The sequence below is a fragment of the Salinirubellus litoreus genome (assembly GCF_037335815.1).
Lineage (GTDB): Archaea > Halobacteriota > Halobacteria > Halobacteriales > Haloarculaceae > Salinirubellus > Salinirubellus litoreus.
In genome coordinates this window covers 3,787,706-3,803,908 of sequence record NZ_CP147841.1, presented here as the reverse complement: position 1 = coordinate 3,803,908, position 16,203 = coordinate 3,787,706, and the positions used below count along the sequence as shown (strand labels likewise).

17 protein-coding genes are annotated in these 16,203 nt (G+C 61.9%); 8 read left to right on the top strand and 9 right to left on the bottom strand.

Annotation, left to right across the window (positions count from 1 at the left end):
* Positions 1-416: 416 nt before the first annotated feature.
* The 4 genes from WDJ58_RS18985 to WDJ58_RS18970 form a co-directional block, all read right to left on the bottom strand.
* On the bottom strand, positions 417-1,667 hold the full coding sequence (locus WDJ58_RS18985; protein WP_338914869.1) for an RNA-guided endonuclease InsQ/TnpB family protein: 1,251 nt from the start codon (positions 1,665-1,667) through the stop codon (positions 417-419).
* A 543-nt stretch (positions 1,668-2,210) separates the two neighbouring features.
* Positions 2,211-2,594: a hypothetical protein gene (locus WDJ58_RS18980; RefSeq protein ID WP_338914868.1), complete on the bottom strand. Its 384-nt coding sequence runs from the start codon at positions 2,592-2,594 to the stop codon at positions 2,211-2,213.
* Positions 2,595-2,925: 331 nt separating this feature from the next.
* The gene (locus tag WDJ58_RS18975) at positions 2,926-3,330 is read right to left on the bottom strand and encodes a hypothetical protein (protein ID WP_338914867.1); all 405 of its coding nucleotides are present in this window, start codon (positions 3,328-3,330) and stop codon (positions 2,926-2,928) included.
* Between the two features lie 52 nt (positions 3,331-3,382).
* A complete protein-coding gene (locus WDJ58_RS18970; RefSeq protein ID WP_338914866.1) occupies positions 3,383-3,679 on the bottom strand; it encodes a toxin-antitoxin system TumE family protein in 297 nt (98 codons plus the stop codon).
* A gap of 460 nt (positions 3,680-4,139) precedes the next feature.
* Between WDJ58_RS18970 and WDJ58_RS18965 the strand changes: the two genes are divergently transcribed.
* Together WDJ58_RS18965 and WDJ58_RS18960 are read left to right on the top strand one after the other, a co-directional pair.
* A complete protein-coding gene (locus WDJ58_RS18965; protein ID WP_338914865.1) occupies positions 4,140-4,334 on the top strand; it encodes a hypothetical protein in 195 nt (64 codons plus the stop codon).
* Positions 4,327-4,620, top strand: a complete 294-nt coding sequence (locus tag WDJ58_RS18960) for a type II toxin-antitoxin system RelE family toxin (RefSeq protein WP_338914864.1) — start codon at positions 4,327-4,329, stop codon at positions 4,618-4,620. The genes WDJ58_RS18965 and WDJ58_RS18960 overlap by 8 nt, the downstream gene beginning before the upstream one ends.
* Before the next feature lie 975 nt (positions 4,621-5,595).
* Here the strand turns inward: WDJ58_RS18960 and WDJ58_RS18955 are convergent.
* The 3 genes from WDJ58_RS18955 to WDJ58_RS18945 all read right to left on the bottom strand — a co-directional run bounded on the left by WDJ58_RS18955 (position 5,596) and on the right by WDJ58_RS18945 (position 6,660).
* Positions 5,596-6,024 (bottom strand): type II toxin-antitoxin system VapC family toxin, encoded by a 429-nt coding sequence (locus WDJ58_RS18955; protein WP_338914863.1) that lies wholly within the window; start codon positions 6,022-6,024, stop codon positions 5,596-5,598.
* 10 nt (positions 6,025-6,034) lie between these two features.
* Positions 6,035-6,268, bottom strand: coding sequence for an AbrB/MazE/SpoVT family DNA-binding domain-containing protein (locus tag WDJ58_RS18950; protein WP_338914862.1), 234 nt, complete (start codon positions 6,266-6,268; stop codon positions 6,035-6,037).
* A gap of 215 nt (positions 6,269-6,483) precedes the next feature.
* Positions 6,484-6,660, bottom strand: a complete 177-nt coding sequence (locus WDJ58_RS18945; protein ID WP_338914861.1) for a hypothetical protein — start codon at positions 6,658-6,660, stop codon at positions 6,484-6,486.
* Positions 6,661-7,107: 447 nt separating this feature from the next.
* Here WDJ58_RS18945 and WDJ58_RS18940 point away from each other — a divergent pair, with 447 nt between their 5' ends.
* Positions 7,108-7,521 carry a PadR family transcriptional regulator gene (locus WDJ58_RS18940; RefSeq protein WP_338914860.1) on the top strand — a complete coding sequence of 138 codons (414 nt, stop codon included), beginning with the start codon at positions 7,108-7,110 and terminating at the stop codon, positions 7,519-7,521.
* 272 nt (positions 7,522-7,793) lie between these two features.
* Here WDJ58_RS18940 and WDJ58_RS18935 read toward each other — a convergent pair whose 3' ends face one another.
* The gene (locus WDJ58_RS18935) at positions 7,794-8,291 is read right to left on the bottom strand and encodes a hypothetical protein (RefSeq protein ID WP_338914859.1); all 498 of its coding nucleotides are present in this window, start codon (positions 8,289-8,291) and stop codon (positions 7,794-7,796) included.
* Positions 8,292-8,309: 18 nt separating this feature from the next.
* Positions 8,310-8,987 (bottom strand): DUF7344 domain-containing protein, encoded by a 678-nt coding sequence (locus WDJ58_RS18930; protein ID WP_338914858.1) that lies wholly within the window; start codon positions 8,985-8,987, stop codon positions 8,310-8,312.
* Between the two features lie 545 nt (positions 8,988-9,532).
* Here WDJ58_RS18930 and WDJ58_RS18925 point away from each other — a divergent pair.
* The 5 genes from WDJ58_RS18925 to WDJ58_RS18905 all read left to right on the top strand — a co-directional run bounded on the left by WDJ58_RS18925 (position 9,533) and on the right by WDJ58_RS18905 (position 14,939).
* Positions 9,533-10,195: a hypothetical protein gene (locus WDJ58_RS18925; RefSeq protein WP_338914857.1), complete on the top strand. Its 663-nt coding sequence runs from the start codon at positions 9,533-9,535 to the stop codon at positions 10,193-10,195.
* Between the two features lie 259 nt (positions 10,196-10,454).
* The gene (locus WDJ58_RS18920) at positions 10,455-11,096 is read left to right on the top strand and encodes a hypothetical protein (protein ID WP_338914856.1); all 642 of its coding nucleotides are present in this window, start codon (positions 10,455-10,457) and stop codon (positions 11,094-11,096) included.
* A 397-nt stretch (positions 11,097-11,493) separates the two neighbouring features.
* Positions 11,494-12,672, top strand: a complete 1,179-nt coding sequence (locus WDJ58_RS18915; protein WP_380661651.1) for a S26 family signal peptidase — start codon at positions 11,494-11,496, stop codon at positions 12,670-12,672.
* Between the two features lie 62 nt (positions 12,673-12,734).
* Positions 12,735-13,907 carry a DUF5305 domain-containing protein gene (locus WDJ58_RS18910; RefSeq protein WP_338914854.1) on the top strand — a complete coding sequence of 391 codons (1,173 nt, stop codon included), beginning with the start codon at positions 12,735-12,737 and terminating at the stop codon, positions 13,905-13,907.
* Positions 13,908-14,477: 570 nt separating this feature from the next.
* Positions 14,478-14,939: a DUF7344 domain-containing protein gene (locus WDJ58_RS18905; RefSeq protein WP_338914853.1), complete on the top strand. Its 462-nt coding sequence runs from the start codon at positions 14,478-14,480 to the stop codon at positions 14,937-14,939.
* Positions 14,940-16,203 lie beyond the last annotated feature (1,264 nt).

Sequence of the window (16,203 nt, the reverse complement as noted above, 5' to 3'; positions counted from 1 at the left end):
CACGACGACCGCGCTCGCATGACGGGGTGTCCGGCACAGGAGAACGGGAGTCCACAGGAGGCGTTGGGTACCGATCGGATGGGTAACCCGGCCGACCGGGTCCCCCGAGAGTCACGGACCGGGTCGTCCCGATCCCGATGGTGGACTTACGGGTGTATCCGGCAGGGGACGACCGTGGCGTGAGGGATACGCGCCCCCGTTCTGCGCGATGCCCGATGCTCCTTCCTCTCGCACCCCCGGAACAGGAACGGAAGCCGGTGACAGCAGGCGCGCCGGCGCGTGGAGGGCCGAAGCGGTTATCGCTACTGAACGAACGGTTAGTAACCTTCGCCTGGCTCAAACCGCCGTTTCACAGTGACACCCTCCCCGCCGTGAACGGCGGGGCTTCCCGTACCGCAGTTGGGATATTTGCTGGTCTACGACACGACCTGTTCTCTCGTGTGAAACGTCCCGCTCTCGCGGTCGAACAAGTATGTCGATGGCTGTGCCACACAGCCGTTACTCCTATCCTCGCCGTGAGGACTCGGAGTTATCTTCTGTCGCATATTCTCCGCCCCGTTACAATCCGCGTTTCCGACCAACCCACACGACGAACAAACGTACAGGCCACGTTCGACACGGTTCGACTTCGTGTCGTCACCACACCGTGAACACGTCTTCGAGGTGTCCCACTCATTCTCTTTCAACACCTCGACACCGCGCTCTTCGCCTTTGTATTCGAGGTACTGGTAGATGCGGTCGAACGCCCACGAGTGCAACTTCTTGTTACCCGTCTTTCCCCAATCTGACGCTCGAACGTCTTCGGGCCAACTCACCGCGAGCGTGCCCACACCGCGCTCGACACACTCCGTGATGATGGCATCAGTCAGCGTGTGGTAGAACTGTGTCTCACGCTCTGTGAGTTTTCGACGCGCCCACATCGACTTCTCTGACGGGCCGTTCTCACCTTCCGTGTCGTACTCAGCACGTTTGAAGTAGTGCTTGTCCTGCTTGAGTGAGTTACCGGGGTACAGAACGTACTCGTTGGGAAAGACGACCGTGGCGATGTTCGTGATACCAAGGTCGATGCCCGCAACTTCGTTGCCTGCGGAGTCGTTGGTTTCGAGTTCGACTTTGCAGACGAAGTGAAGTTCCCACTCGTCGCCGTTCCAGACGGCGCGAACGTTCTGCACCTTGTTGACTTTCGAGAGGTCAACGTCGGGTCGGGTCTGGTACTCGCAGAGGATGAAGTCCGACCAGTATTCTTTCAGGTTCGAGCCTTTCGAGAGGCGAACGCGGTTGTTCTCGGGGTCGTGTTTGAAGCCGTCTTCTTTGAACGTGACCGTACTCTTGGGTCGGGTATCGCCGTGTTTGCGGTAGCCGGGCGGATTCGCCTCGTCAACCTTGTGTCGCAGGTCGAACCATGACTGGAAAGCGTCGGAAAGTTCTTCGATGACTTTCTGACTGGATTGTGCGTTCAAGTCTTTCCAGCACTCACGGTTCTTCATGTACGATTTCAGCACGCCCTCGTCTGGGATTTCGCCGGTCGCATCCCAGATTCGGTCGGCTGTCCATCGGGCGACGTTCCAAATTTTCGAGACGGAGTCTCCGAGCGAATTGAGGCCATCGCAGACCTGTTGGTGGTTCTGGATTGAACCAACGTAGGTGCGCGTGACCTCAATCGCCATACATAGCCTATGTCGAAGGAGTTACTTAATGGCTTGTATTGGTATGGAATATCCGGTCTTACAGTGGTTCGAGGAGAAAGCCTACGACTTCAGTCGTGGGATGAATCCGACAATCCCGTAACAACTATGTTGGTCTGCCCTGTCGGTTGTGGTACCGAGTCCGAGGTAAGGATATGCACGCCATCGGGCGGTAGATGAAGCCCGCTATCTCGGTCGGGGGCCGTACTGGCTCGGCCCACAACCCACCCGTGCGGTGCGACGAGTTGGGAACCTCCCGAAGTCGGGGCACGGTCTGTGACCGTGGAACCCCACGACTTCAGTCGTGGGAGGAAGTCAGTATCGACGGCGGTCGGTGTAGGAGTTGTCGGATTCACTCCCGCCGTAAACGGCGGGATTCTCTCCTCGAAGAAAGATAGAACTGTGGGAAATCCAGCCATAACGTCGTCGGTGGGTGTGTAGGCTATTGTCCGCTTGACCCCCGCCTAAAGACGGGGGTATGCGCTCGTATCTTTATCATCTCGCCTGGCGGTCCTCGTGGCAGCTCTAATCTGTCGTCCGTGTCTCTGGGAGTGGAACGACACGAAACACGTAGTCGGGATAGGCATGATCGAGGTTTGTCGGACTCTCTTCGGCGGTGTGTTCCTGACACAGGAACGCTTCTGCCGTAACGGGTCCATGACCGGTTTCTTCCAGATACCGTTCGATGGCGACGAACGTTGCGGGCTCGTCGCAGTCCCGACGATGACACGTGCGAGGGGAATCACGGGGGTCGCCCTCCTCGCGTAGCGTTCCCTCGGCTGTGTCTGATACGTCACGAGGTGGCTCGGGCTCGTCCGCACGCTCCTGGGCCTCTTTGCGGTCGCGCTCCCGCTGGCGATCGTCCGCGTCACGGGCCTGCTTCTCTCGACCTCGTTTGGTGTCTCCCATCTCGTACGCTTCGGGGACGGAGGGAATAACACTATGGTCGTGACAGATGGACACCACATCATTCGCCGTGCGGCACGGACTTCGTACACATCGTACGTCGTTTCTCCCGAAGACGCCAGTACTGCATACAGAGAGTGGATTCAGCAGTCCACGATGAGATCTTCTGCCAGGCAGGCGTTTTTGTATCTCTCGGACATCGAGATCGTCAGTGCGGCCACCGAGATCCATCTCGAACTATCTGGCGAGGAAGACGAAGCCCACGAGAGACTGAACGACGCGTCCTCCACTCGAGCGCTACTCTGCCGTGCCCGGCGGAGCGAGGGCGGCGGCGTCAGGGCGCTGCCGGTGTTCCGTCACTGGAGCCGCGGGCGAGCGGGGTCACGACGAGTTCGTCGTACGGGAACACCGGTCGCTTCGCGCGTCCATCCGCTTCGAATCGGATAACACCGAGCGCCTCGAGCGTCGTCAACTCCTCGTGGACGTTCTTCTTGTCCCGGCCGACCAGCCGTGCGGTTTCGCGGATACTCCCCGGTGTCTCGTCCCTGATGGCGCGCAGGAGCGTGTACGTCCGCTCGTTGAAGACGTCCGTGAGTTGTGACTCATTGGCGAAGCGGATGGTCGCCGGCTGGTCGATGGCCTCGCCAGCTTTGAGCTGCTGAATTGCCTCTATTCCTGCTTCATACGGGTCGTGGTCGTCGTCGACCGTGACCAGGAGTACGTTCGTGCTGTCAGGCATGGGGATCACCAGTGTCGGTGGATGGGCCGAACCGCGGCTTCGGTATCTCGTCTCAGAACCGCTCGTAGAGTTCTTCGATGCCGGGGAACTCGATGCGCTCCGGTTCCGGATCGGGCGCGACGTGGCGCTCGTGGCCTTTCGTCTCCTCGTGGGCGTTGTCGTACCGCCGGACCGTTCCGTCGTCGAGCGTCTCAGGACCTGCGGTCAGCGCTCCGTAGTGGACCGTATACCGCCGCCCCGACGGGTACGCATCGTCGCTGGTACGACGGATCGAAATGCGTACGACGGTGCCGTCTTCGTACACCGTCACGTCGGCGTACCCGTCGAGGTCACCAGCCGTCGATCCCATTCGCTACAGCGTTGGTTTCACGGCCAACAATAAGTACGTGGTCGTTCCATGATCAACAATCTGTCGAGCGTAGTACTCGGTCTCCCGGTCCGGATCTTTGGCGAGTTCGTGCAGATGGTGTGGATCGTCCCGAGGGAGCCGGCCACGACAAGGGCAGGTCCTGACGTTCAGCCCCGATTTGAGCCGTGTCGTGATCAGCTGCGATAGACGATACACGGTCATCGAGAACTGACTACCGATCACGCCGGAGGCATCTACGCCGACCAACCGTTCCTCCAGACAAACCCTGCCGACACCGCTGGTGGCGTCGATCGGGTCGCGACGACGATTCCATCGGACACATTGGCCGGAATGGGGTTTTTTGCAATACCCGGCTACACCGGCTATGCTTGTCGGATGAAGTGACACCACCGCCACTACCAAACTGTTAAGACTGTCAGTCCTGTACGTCCGGACAGCTATGTCGGCAGACAAGCGCATTCCGGTGACCGAGGAGACGCGGAAGGAACTCCACGACCTGAAGGAGCCGGGACAGACCTACGACGATCTCCTGAAGGAGCTAGCCCAGGACCGGCGCCGGCAGGACCTAGAGCGACGGTTTCAGGAGTTGGAGGAGGCGGACCGCGACGAGTTGACGCCGCTTGAGGATGTCTGATTACCAGGTCCTCCTCGGAGATGGGGTGCGCGAGTTCCTCGGCGCGGCTGACGAGAAGACCGGGCGAATCTGCAAGGAAAACCTGGGATATCTCGCCGATAACCCGTACCCCGGACGCGGCCGTGGGGACAAGGAGAAGCTCCCCATCGACGGCCGGCGGGACCGGTACCGGATGCACATCTCCCGGACGTATACAGCCATATACACCATCTTGGAGGACCAGAAAGAGGTTCGTGTCCTCGAAATCGTCCCTATCGACGAGGCGCACAAACGCTACGGGTTCTGACGTCACTCCTCATTGGTGTCGGGCATCCCGGTGATGAACCACTTCGCGAAGATCATGACGGTATAGCGCGACGCGATTTACCGTTCTCAGAAATGAGAGTAATGGCGCTCAGTCCCGTCCGTCGTCCTCGCCAAGGGCATCCTCCAATGCACGCACACGCGCCTCCAGATCGCCCCGGGGTGCGTCCTCCCAGACTGGCCGCGAACATGCGCTACACGTCGGCCCTCGAAACGAGGGTGTGGCGTATTCGGCGTCCGAGAGGGACGCGGTATCCGCTTGTGTCGTCCCCGAGACCGCCTAAACCGAGGCGTCCGAATACCGGGCAACCACCCACGGTTGGAACGTGGGCGGACACGGGTCGTGCCATCGACCGTACTCCGCCGGCGAGGACGGAGTGCAACCGCGAACGGGGCGTGTTTTGGTGTGCTGTCACCCCCTCGTTTGCGCGGTCGTTGCCGACCGTCTCCAGTGACGGGTAGGGGTACTGTGAGGACGGCGAACGAATCTCAACCACGTACTCCCCACCGGGGTTGCCAGTGGTGGGCGTGGAACCGTCCATATCAGCGGGAAGCGGCCCCGATTCTTCCGATTGAACGTTTACGCGAGTTGTCTTCCCGCACGGTACGAGGCCGGGGGACTTGATAATGTCGGCTGTAGAGGGTTTTGCGGATTCATCCCCGCGTTAAAGCACGGGGCTTTCTCCTCGATTTTCCGTAACTCTCGACGAGGAGCGACACGGATACGCGCTTCAGCTCTACGAGACCCGGAATCGGAGCTTCCAGCGGCAGCTCCGCGATCTCTTCACCGGGGTCGCGCCGGCCGAGTCGGTGACGCTCGCCGAACAGGGCGTGCTACTCCGTCCGGCGGCAGCACGAGAGTTCGACGCCGTGCCGACGCCGCCGGAATGACCAGGCGACCGGAGTGTGCGCCAGCCGACGGCCAGCACTCGGAGGCCGACGTTGGAAGAGTTGCCGGTCACACAAACGGGTTGGTCGCGGTGGTCAGCCGGGTCACGCCCTCCACCGCGTCGAAGTCGTCGTCGAAGCTGTAGATGTACTCGAACCCCTCGCTCTGCATGAACGCGACCTGCATCGCGTCCCCCAGCGAGAGGTCCGGATATTGTCGAAAGAGTCCCCTGCCGCTCCCGACGTTCCCCTTCGGATTGTACGGCAATCGGTAGTGAGCACTCTCTTCTAACCTGTCGAGCAGGTGGACCGCCTTCCGGTGTCCGAGCCGCTCGTTCACGAAGTTCAGGACCTCCAGCAGCGCGTCGTGCACGATGACACCCGTCACGAGTTCACCGTGGTCGATCGCCCGGACGATCGCCTCACCGCGGTCATGATCGACGTCATCCGTATCGGCGAACGCGATGACGACCGTCGCATCGACCAGCGCCCGGGCCATCGGTCGATGCCTACCGCTCTGCGCCCATCAGGTCATGAGCGGTCGTTCCGTCTCCGCCCATCGGCTCGGGCTCGAAGTCATCTAGCGCGCCCTCCCGCTGCCGGACGATTTCGACGCGGAGGTCGCCCTCGTCGGTCGCCGTCCACCGGAGCTTGTCCCCTGGTTGGACGTCGAGGCGCTCACGGACGCTCGCCGGGATCGTCGCGGCGTAGTTCTCGGTGATCGTCGATTCGTCCGTCGCCATATCGTACGCTTCGCCGTCAATTGGGATACCAATTGGGGCTCGAGAGTCCATCCCATTATGCTCCGAATGGGTTCAGAGATTCGAGGAGAATGCCTGACCCTTTAGGGTCAGGATGAATCCGACATTCAACTACACAGTCCACCGCCAATAGCCTCCTCACAGTCACCTACGAGTCCGTGAATCCAGACGTTCGAATCGAAAATCTCCATTGCCGCCTACTGCGGCAGCTCGCGATCCGAGATAGCGTGAGTATCCGCGTCCGAATCAGAGAGCATCTGCTCGACGTCCCAGTCGTACTCTTCGGCGAGTTCCCGCATGTTCGCCCACGCCTCAACCGCGGACACGCCCCGCTGGCGGGCTCGGGCGTAAATACGGGCGGTTTCTTCACTCATCGTACACCCAGTTAGTCAGGAAAACGGAATAAAGATCCGGATATTTTGTGCCGGTCCCGACGTGTGAGGGTGTCCTGCCCCCGTAGTTACGGAGACTCAAGGAGAAAGCCCACTGCTTCAGTCGTGGGGTCGCCCACCACAGAGGGGGTCGCCCACGTCGGGAGGTTCGCAGGTCCCGTCCATCCACAGTCCGGGACGGATCTGCGTTCAGGGTCGTGCCAGTATGACCCCCCGACCGAGAGAGCGGGCTTCATCTACCCCATCCACCGCAGGACGGGTGCATATCCTTCCCTCGGCCTCGGTATCCCTCCCGTTCCGGAACGGGATACCAACAGGATGTGTGACACGATGTGTCACGAGTGTGTAGGATTCATCCCACGACTACCGTCGTGGGCGTTCTCCTCGAACCTCGGTAAACTACTTGCCCTCCGGACGTTACCGTGGCATATGAGCACCGACCTGGGGACTGCTGAGGGGATGGGATCCCGGGAGCTCGTCCACTTCGTCACCCAACGGATGCGGTTCGCACTGATCAACAACATCCTCCAGCACCCCGAGGGGCTCCCCTCGATGTACGAGCTCGAGGCGCTCAACCCCAGCGTGAGCGACGCGACCGTCTACAAGCACATCCAGAAGCTCATCGACGCCGGCATCGTCACGGAGGTCGCCCTGGACGATGGCCAGCGCCGACAGGGCTACCCCTGGAAGTTCTACGGCCTCTCCGAAGCGGGCCGGGAGTTCCTGGAGGAGCACAGCCTGCTCGCTGCGGAGGGGACGCTCCAGCGGATCTACGACACCATCTCCGACAAACCCGAGAAGATGGTCAAGTACGAGAACGCCCCTCGGCCTGACGGCGTTTAGCTGCCGACGCTCTCCGATCCGCTCGGCGAGGGAGCTCCGCGTACAGCGCCCTCACGTGAGAGAGCACCGATGGTGAACGAGTTCCACAGGACAACGTAGGTCATCGGCTGGCGATCGGTACGAACAGCGGCCTGATTTTGGTTACTCAAGTTCGGGGCCGGAGCCGGCCGCCCCACGCGATCGTGTCTCGGCCGTTGTACAGTCCCGTGTCGTCGCCTCCGGTGTGGGACGCGGGCACACAGACGTCCGAAGTCCTCGTCTACTAGCGACGGCTACGACGCTCCCGGGGTTCCGGTCGGCGTCGGAGTGGCACTCGTATCCGGTGTAGAGGTGGAACTCGGCGTCGTCGTCAGGGTAGTATTCGTGGTTGACGCCGCTACCGCGGCGCTGCAGGTCACCTCTCGTGACGCCTCGATCGCGACGCTCCCGTCACCCGCGCTCGCGGTCAGGTTCGCCGTCGTGCCGCAGGCGACCCCGGTCAGCGTCAGGCGCTCCGACGCGCCCGCCCCGAGGGTCGTCGAGTCCGTCCGGTCGCCGACCTCGACGGTCACCTCCGCGGTCGCCCCGTCCGGGAACCGGTTGGTTACCGTCACGTTCCATGTCTCGCCGGTCACGTTCTCGCTCTCGATTCCCAGATACGCCTGCTCGTCATCGACGACGGCTACCTGGACGCCGCGGTCGGCGTTCGCGGCACTGAATCCGCCCGTCCCGCCCACGGAGGCGAGCACCGCGACGACGACGCCGAGCACCAGCAACCGACGGCGGTTCACGGCCCCGTGAGTCTCCGCTCAGTCATCGTCCTCACCCGCCTCGGGCGGCGGTCCCTCCCCGCCGAGTCGCATCGAGTAGCGGTTGTCGTAGACGAACACGGCCGAGGAGGCGAGGAACGCCACGGCGACGAACAGCCCCCAGGTCGCGTCGGGGATCGCCGTCAGCGGGGGGACGTCGAGCCAGACGGCCCCCATCAGCGACGCGCCGAACACCGAGAGCAACAGGAGATAGGTCGACCACGGGATCTCCCGGCCCGCCACCGCTTCGAGGTAGAGATCCAGGTCCGCCCCGGCCCGGGTCAGTTCGATCGTCCCCCGCTGGGAGTCGTAGTTGACGATGCCCGCGTCGTCGAGCTTGGGCGCGTGGTACTGGTAGAGCGAGGTGTGGACCCGCTTTCGCTCGTCGTAGGCGAGCGCCTCCGGTTCGATCCCAAGCTCCCAGGCCGCGACCTTCGTCGAGAGGTCCCCCATCTCGACCGGCTCGTCCCCGTTCTGCTTCAGATAGTGGAGCGTGTAGCGCCGCCGCCGATTGCTCAGTACGTCGAACAGCTCGTCGTTCGAGATGCTCCCTGGAACCGCCGCTTCCTCCTCCTCGCCCTCCTGCGCCGCCCGGTGGTCTTCCGCTCTGTCCGCCACCGTCTCGGTCGCGTCCGGACCGACCGCGCCGGACATGTCAGTATCGGTTCCCGAACTCACAAGTCTCCCTCCTCCGGAAAGTACGTTCACAGGACATCACTTAACTCTTGTTCCGAATGAGATATTTAGTGGAAGTTCCTGGATCCTACGACGAGAATCGGGGCGCTGACCACGGAACCGATCACGGATTTTACGAGCCCAAGAGAGTGGTAAACTGGTCTCAGTCGGTCGCTATGGGATCTGCTCTCGCGCCCGCTCGGCCTATCTATCAACTGGATCATTATTCAAGAAATGGAGGGAATTCGAGACGAATTTCGGCTTCGGTAAAAGAAACTTTCGATCGTTCAGCGAGTGGCGACAGACGTTACCGTCGGATGGGTAGGGTTAGTCCGACCCCGAGGCCGATCCGGGGCGGCGTCGAGTGGTGACGTGGGAGGCGTTGCGACCGACTCGGGACTCTCTGCTGGTCGACTCTCCCTCGATTGTCCCCAAGTGTCGCCGACGGAGTCACCCGGTGTGCGACTGTATAACAATAGCTCTGTCCGCTCTGGTGGAGAGCAAGCGCTCGTCCCCGAGGTGGGAGGCGGGCGCGGACGAGACAACTAATGAGACGACGCAAAGTGCTGGCGGGACTCGGATCGCTCGCTGCCGGCGGGGCAGCCGCAATGGGTACTGGTGCGTTCTCTTCTGTTAGTGCAAGCAGGGCAATCGATGTGAACGTGAGTACGGACGAGAACGCGTACCTTCAGATTCAGGGTGACCCAGATTATACGAGCCAAACCAACGGGACGCTGCAGGTTGACCTCCAGGGGAACGGTCAAGGAAGCGGACTGAACGGAAACGCCACCACTGAGTTCACCGACTTACTGCTGGTGAGAAACCAGGGGACAGAAAACGTGCTCCTCTGGCTCAATCTCAATGATCTGAACAGCCAAATTGGACCGGATCCAGGTACAAGTGATGGACAGTACGTAACCTCGTATCTCTCGATGGATAGTTACGGGGCAGGCATGGACGGTGGAGGTGGCACCTCATCCACTCAGGGGACAAGTGGTGCCCCGGGGGCGTGGGGTGTATTCGTCGCCCCCGGGCAGCAGGCCGAGATAGCCCTTGGCTTCTACGACGTGCCTGAAGATGACATAGGAAGCATGTACGAGGCAGATATCGGTATCAACGCGGCTTCCGCAGACTCTGAATACTTTAAAGACGTCGTTCCGACCTACACATTCCCGAGTGGTGGGACCCCTTCGGTTGATTTCATCAGCTGATCGCCTCCTCTAGCGACATATACCTGTTTTAATTTGTTGATAATTAACGGCTGATAGCTAATTGCTTAGCATCGTAAGTCGTGACATGTGATTCCGATAGAACCGGACTTGGCATTGATAACTCCGCTTAGCCGGCGTAACTTGGCCACGTCTACGGAGCGACCCTCCTCTTGCATGTCTCCCACGTGGGAGTATATAACAAGGTCAGTACCGCGTTAGGAGCGAGACAAGCGCTCGTCCCCGTGGGGGAGAGGCGGGCGTGGAAGAGAAAATAATGAGACGACGCAAGATGCTGGCGGGACTCGGATCGCTCGCTGCCGGCGGGGCAGCCGCAATGGGTACTGGTGCGTTTTCAATCGTTAGCGCAGGTCGGAGTATGTCCGTGGATGTGGTGGGCGACCAACAAGCGTATCTCAGGCTTGATCCTTCGATCAGCGAGTACGGGTCTATCAATAGCAATGGTCAAATGGTCTTGCAGTTCGACGGATCCAACGGTCAGAACGGGGCCGGACTAAATGACGAGGCGAACACCCTCGTCCAGAACGTGTTTCGGATCGAAAACCAGGGGACGAATACTATTAACGTAGTTCTCAATGGCTTAGATACATCTACGAGTGACGGAGACGGGGTTGATCCCCTTACCGTATATTGGACCGACGGGGAAGTTGACGAAAACTCGCCAGGATACGGCGAGATGTCCGTGATGAATGGCTCACCGAATCCACTCGGTGACGAAACTTGGGGTACGAGTACCAGCCTCCCGGTACTGGCACCGGGTGACGACATCTACGTGCATCTCGAGTTCTACCTGAGCAGTTCTGACACGCTTAGCGATGTGAAGACGGTACCGGGCCAGATTCCGGAAGAACTCAGCATTTACGCTCAGGGATACAACAACTGACCACAGTATCTCCACAATTTTATTACTAAAACATTTCCAACAGCGCGTTCACAGTCCTCCGCGCAGCGGCGAGGGCCACCGCTCAGCTCAATCGGGTCAGAGGCTTCTTGCAGACGCTTGACATCCCCGAATCGGCCTCATGGAGCCCTATCGCGACAGCCGATTTAGGTCGGTAATTCCAAACCGACGGGGCGCTGCCGAGCGCCCGTGGCACGCTCGGTCGCTCATGGGCCTGTGAACAGGGCTACACCCTTGTCCCTAGGACTACGACTTCACCGACCTCACGTAAGTGAATATGGTCCTTTAAGATGTATCGAAATTGTTGAGTCTGAGTAGAAGGGTCCGAGCCACCGGTGCGTTTATTGACCTCTCATCCGGACAGTTCACTCGATTGATGGTGTCGGCTCGCCGGGCGTTCGTCGTCGCACTCGAACTCGCAGCCGTCGCGGTGGTGCTCTCGCTGGTCGTCGGCCAGGTCCTCGGCCAGCCCGTCCTCCTAGCGTTCGTCGAGACGGGGAGCATGGCCCCGACGATGGAGCCCGGCGACGGCTTCGTCGCCATCCCGGCACAGCTCGCCGGACCGCCCGAGGAGGGGGACGTCGTCACGTTCCGCGCCGAGGAGCTCCACGGCGGCGGCCTCACGACCCATCGGGTCGTCGGCGAGACCGAGAGCGGGTACGTCACGCGAGGCGACGCCAACCCGTTCACCGACCAAGACGGCGAGGAGCCGCCGGTCAAGGACGCACAGATCGTCGCCGTCGCGTGGGCACCCGGTGGCGACGTTCTCGTCGTTCCACATCTCGGCACCGCCGTCCTCGCCGTCCAGGGCGTCCTCGGCACGGTTCAACGAAACCTCGCGTCGATGCTCGGTACCCGCGCGCTGCTCGGGCCGACGGGCCTGGGGTACGTCTTCGCGGGCGCGATGGGGCTCCTGTACGTCCTCGACCTCCTGCGGGAGAGCGGGAACGTGAAGGAGAAGGACGATGCCGAGCGCGCCCGCGAACGGAGCACCGGGAGGAGCGTCGACCTCTACCTCGTCGGGTTCGCGCTGATCCTGGTCGTCGGGGCGACGAGCGCGATGGTCGCCCCGGGCGGCACGCAGGAGTACGGGGTCGTCAGCGCCGAGTTCGACTCCGAGCGACCCACGGTGATCCCGATGGGCGAGAGCGGTACGGTCCCGTACCCGGTGGGCAACGGCGGGTTCGTCCCCGTGATCGCGTACCTCGAACCCGCGAGCGAGGGGATCGAGGTCGACCCGGGGCAGGCCCGTCTCGCTCGCGGCGAGCGCGTCAACGCGACCGTCACGCTCCATGCCCCCCCCGAGACGGGGTACTACCGGCGATTCCTCGTCGAACACCGCTACCTCGCTCTGCTCCCGCCGTCGGTGATCGACTCGCTCTACCGGCTCCACCCCTGGGCACCGATCGCCGCCATCGACGCTCTGCTCGGCGGGGGGTTCTACCTCCTCGGGCGTGCGCTCGTGGGGGGCGGCCGCGTCCGGACCCGCCGACGCTCGCGGGGAGGGCGCTCGTCCCTCGGGCGTCGACTGGGCGGCCTGCTCCCCGGTCGTCGATGACCGATCTGTAGGAGCGAAAACTTGACAACGCGACTGATGCAACGGGTGGATCGAACGGGTACATGGGAGACAGGGACTGGGGGCTGCGGGCGAGGGCGGTGCTCTCCGAGCGCTGGATGGAGGTCGCGATGGTGCTCGTCGTGGTCGCGCTCGTCGGCGGGTGGGTGACCTACACGGCACACGTCGAGCCCGGAACGACCACCGAAGAACGGGTAGTTGACTCCTGGTCCCGAACCGCTGGATTCGATCACGGAGCGACCATCACGGACGGCAACCCGGTGTTCGAGGAGGGCGAACGCCTCCCCAACCGGACGGTCTACTTCACCCGGGTCGCGCCGGTTCTCGACGGGAACTACACCCTCGGATACGCCGCGTCCGACGACGGCCGACTGAACGCCACGGTCACGCTCGAACTGGTCGTTCGCGGGGTCTCGAACGACTTCGAGACGGAGGGGGAGCCACTGTGGCAGACCGCCACTCCGATCGAGCGGCGGTCGGTAGCGGACCTCCGGCCGGGCGAGACGATGAGGGTCCCCTTCTCGATCGACGTGCCCGCGGCCCGCAACCGGACCGACGACATAACATCGGAACTCGGCGTGGGCGGCGGGGCCGATATGTTCGTCCGAGCGACCGTCGTAGCGACCCCGCAGTCGGACGGCCGGACGCGGACGCAGACGTTCGAGCAGAACCTCACCATCGCCCCCGAGGAGAGCACGTACCGGGTGACCGGTGGGGGGGTCTCTCGCGAGCGCTACGAGGTGACCGAGAGCGTCACCGTCGAGCGCAGCTACGGCCCGATCCGTTCGATCGGCGGGCCGGTCGTTCTCGTCGGCTCCCTGGTGGCACTACTGGCACTGGGGCTGGGACAGCGCCGTGGCGAGTTCGACCTCACGGACCAGGAGCGGAGGTGGCTCGCGTACCGGACCGACCGCGCCGAGTTCGACGAGTGGATCCACACAGTCAGCCTCCCCTCGGAGGCATACGACCTGCCACGAGCGCGGGCGGAATCGCTCAGCGAACTCGTCGACTTCGCCATCGACGTCGATAGTGGTGTGGTCGAGCCGCCGGAGGCGGGGGTGTTCTACGTCATCAACGACGGCTACCTCTACACCTACACCGCGCCGCTGCCGCCGGACTGGAACGAAGCGGAGGTCGAGCCGAGTCCGACAACACTCACGGACCGGGGCGAGGACGAGCAGACGGCCGTGAGCGGAGACGGGAACACGAACCGGTGACGATCGGGATCGGACCTCAGACCACTTCCTGCGCCTCCCGGAGCGTGAACTGCCCCTCGTACAGCGCCATCCCAACGAGCACTGCTGCAACCAGCGCCTGGAGCTCTTCAACCGAAGCGACTCTGTCCGAGGCCACCACTAGAATCGATGTCGACTCAACGCCCCGCTGAAGTGGACGGTCCGAACCGCGACGAATGCGAGCGGCGGCTTCGCGGTCACGTTTCGCCCGCAATCGGCACGATCCGCACCGCGACACTCGTCGTCCGGTGCCTCCCACGGAACGACTCCTAGTACACGGGAACGATAGCGCGAACGAGCATCACAGCCTGTGAGACAGACGGCACGCTCCGAGTCGTGAGCGTCCCGTCATCGACCGGATTCGGCGCCCAGGTCCGCGTCCAGGGGACCTTCCGCGTTAACGAGACTGGCGTCGGAAGGATCCCTATCGTTGTCAGGGCAGGGGGCCGTCCGGCTCGCGGAGGTAACCGTCTATACGAACGCCACCGGTGGGTTCTTCCCACGGGTCGATTGGATTCGGCGGTACCGTCGGGTGATGCGAGAGTCACTGCATTGCTCGCCCGTGAGGATCGGGCAGTCGGTGCCGAACCTGCCTACGCGACGTTTCAGGTCCCCGAGACGACATCCCGGCTGGTTCTCCAAGCCAGACGGTCCGACGTCCGGCAGAGCGTCTACTGTTCACTCCACCAGACACACCTCCCGAGACTCCACCGACACGGCATCGTTGACTACGACGACGATCGGAAGGAGATCACGCTTCGACCGGAGGCCCGGAAGGTGAACATCTACATGGAGGTGTTCAGTCCGTACGGCATCACCTGGAGCACCTTCTACCGCTGGACGGGCGTCCTCGGGATGCTCCTGATCATCGCCGATCAGATGGCCGTGTTCGGGATCGCGGGGGACTACTCGGTCCTCATCGCGAGCGTCTTTCTGGTCGGGGTCGTCCTCTCACGTGTGTACCAGCTCTGGTCGGATAACTGGATTCAGGTTCGAGGCGTTCTCTCGAGGTGAGTCCTCCCCGGTCCAAACGCCGGAGTTTCCCGTCCCGTGGGTGTGATAGTCACTGTGCTACGACACGACGCGTTCTCAAGGGACGACCACTCTCCCCCTTGAGTCGATCGGGGGCACCTCTCGGGGAAGGCATCAGAGACGGCCAGGGACCATTTCGGTCGAACGTCCACAGCTCTCGTCGATCGAGCACTTCCACAACTCGTTGAAAAGCAGTAGCGGAACGAAGAGGCGGCTTCCACAGCTCTGATCCCACGCAAAGCGGTCCACAGGGTCCGATCTTCTCCGAAAGAATGGCTGCTGTGCCCAGGTGTCCTCATCCCCGCGGAAGGTCCTGACGAAGCGAATTGGATCCCAGAGCTGCACACGGCAGAGAGCGCGCCTACTGGCCGAATAACCGAGGATGGTGTCAATCTCCACTCGAAATATTTGCTTAGATACCGTTGCGATGAATCTCGGAGAAAGTCCCGTACTGAAACCGTATGTGGAAATGGGAGAACGACCGTTTCAGATGGAGGCGCACATAGCCCCCGACAATCCCCGATTCAGCCGTATCGGGCGAAACTGGCAGACACAGTCGATCTCACCCGCAAATCCGCAAACCCGATCGGCGGCTGAACGAGGCGATTCATCGCCTTCGTATAGTTTCCATGAAACGATCAAAACTCGGTACCGAAGACGTGTGTGAAGTAATATGATGACGAGTGTATAGGTAGTTGCCGATTTGCAGTCAGGTGAGAGCCAACTGGAATTCCCTCGATACCGCCGTAGAGTCCTTCGGGCGTCGGTTTTCGCCACTTCACGCCAACACGTTACAGCCGACCAGCAGGGTCTCTTCGGTCTCGCTTCTCCGGGGGTCAGCCACACACGCATCGACACGGGGTCTCTTCCGGGGAAATTCGGGAGGTGTGGAACACCGATCGCGGACAGCGTGCCCCCCAGCTCTTCGCTCGGCGGTCCTCGGTGCTCTATAGTAGGTGTGCTGCGGGGTCACGACCGTCATCGAACCAGGGGCCTCTATCGGGTGTTGTACCGCTTCGGAAGGCCGAGAGGATCGCTCGCGAAGCGTAGTAGGCCCGACGTATCCTTCGTTGACGCACTACTCACACCACGAAAATGCAGGCGTAGTACCCTTGCCGGTGGCCTATCCAAGGCCCTGATCTCCCGGTTGATGAAGGTAAACTCGCAGAACACGTCTTCGCCAGTACGGCTCTTTTTGCTTCTCCTAAGGGGAATGTTCGAACGAACCTGCGAGCGGCGGCACGAT

What these genes read in the sequence shown, in the direction of transcription:
- WDJ58_RS18985 (WP_338914869.1), bottom strand. Translation starts at nt 1,667, where the DNA reads ATGGCGATTGAGGTCACGCGCACCTACGTTGGTTCAATCCAGAACCAC.
- WDJ58_RS18980 (WP_338914868.1), bottom strand. Translation starts at nt 2,594, where the DNA reads ATGGGAGACACCAAACGAGGTCGAGAGAAGCAGGCCCGTGACGCGGAC.
- WDJ58_RS18975 (WP_338914867.1), bottom strand. Translation starts at nt 3,330, where the DNA reads ATGCCTGACAGCACGAACGTACTCCTGGTCACGGTCGACGACGACCAC.
- WDJ58_RS18970 (WP_338914866.1), bottom strand. Translation starts at nt 3,679, where the DNA reads ATGGGATCGACGGCTGGTGACCTCGACGGGTACGCCGACGTGACGGTG.
- WDJ58_RS18965 (WP_338914865.1), top strand. Translation starts at nt 4,140, where the DNA reads ATGTCGGCAGACAAGCGCATTCCGGTGACCGAGGAGACGCGGAAGGAA.
- WDJ58_RS18960 (WP_338914864.1), top strand. Translation starts at nt 4,327, where the DNA reads ATGTCTGATTACCAGGTCCTCCTCGGAGATGGGGTGCGCGAGTTCCTC.
- WDJ58_RS18955 (WP_338914863.1), bottom strand. Translation starts at nt 6,024, where the DNA reads ATGGCCCGGGCGCTGGTCGATGCGACGGTCGTCATCGCGTTCGCCGAT.
- WDJ58_RS18950 (WP_338914862.1), bottom strand. Translation starts at nt 6,268, where the DNA reads ATGGCGACGGACGAATCGACGATCACCGAGAACTACGCCGCGACGATC.
- WDJ58_RS18945 (WP_338914861.1), bottom strand. Translation starts at nt 6,660, where the DNA reads ATGAGTGAAGAAACCGCCCGTATTTACGCCCGAGCCCGCCAGCGGGGC.
- WDJ58_RS18940 (WP_338914860.1), top strand. Translation starts at nt 7,108, where the DNA reads ATGAGCACCGACCTGGGGACTGCTGAGGGGATGGGATCCCGGGAGCTC.
- WDJ58_RS18925 (WP_338914857.1), top strand. Translation starts at nt 9,533, where the DNA reads ATGAGACGACGCAAAGTGCTGGCGGGACTCGGATCGCTCGCTGCCGGC.
- WDJ58_RS18910 (WP_338914854.1), top strand. Translation starts at nt 12,735, where the DNA reads ATGGGAGACAGGGACTGGGGGCTGCGGGCGAGGGCGGTGCTCTCCGAG.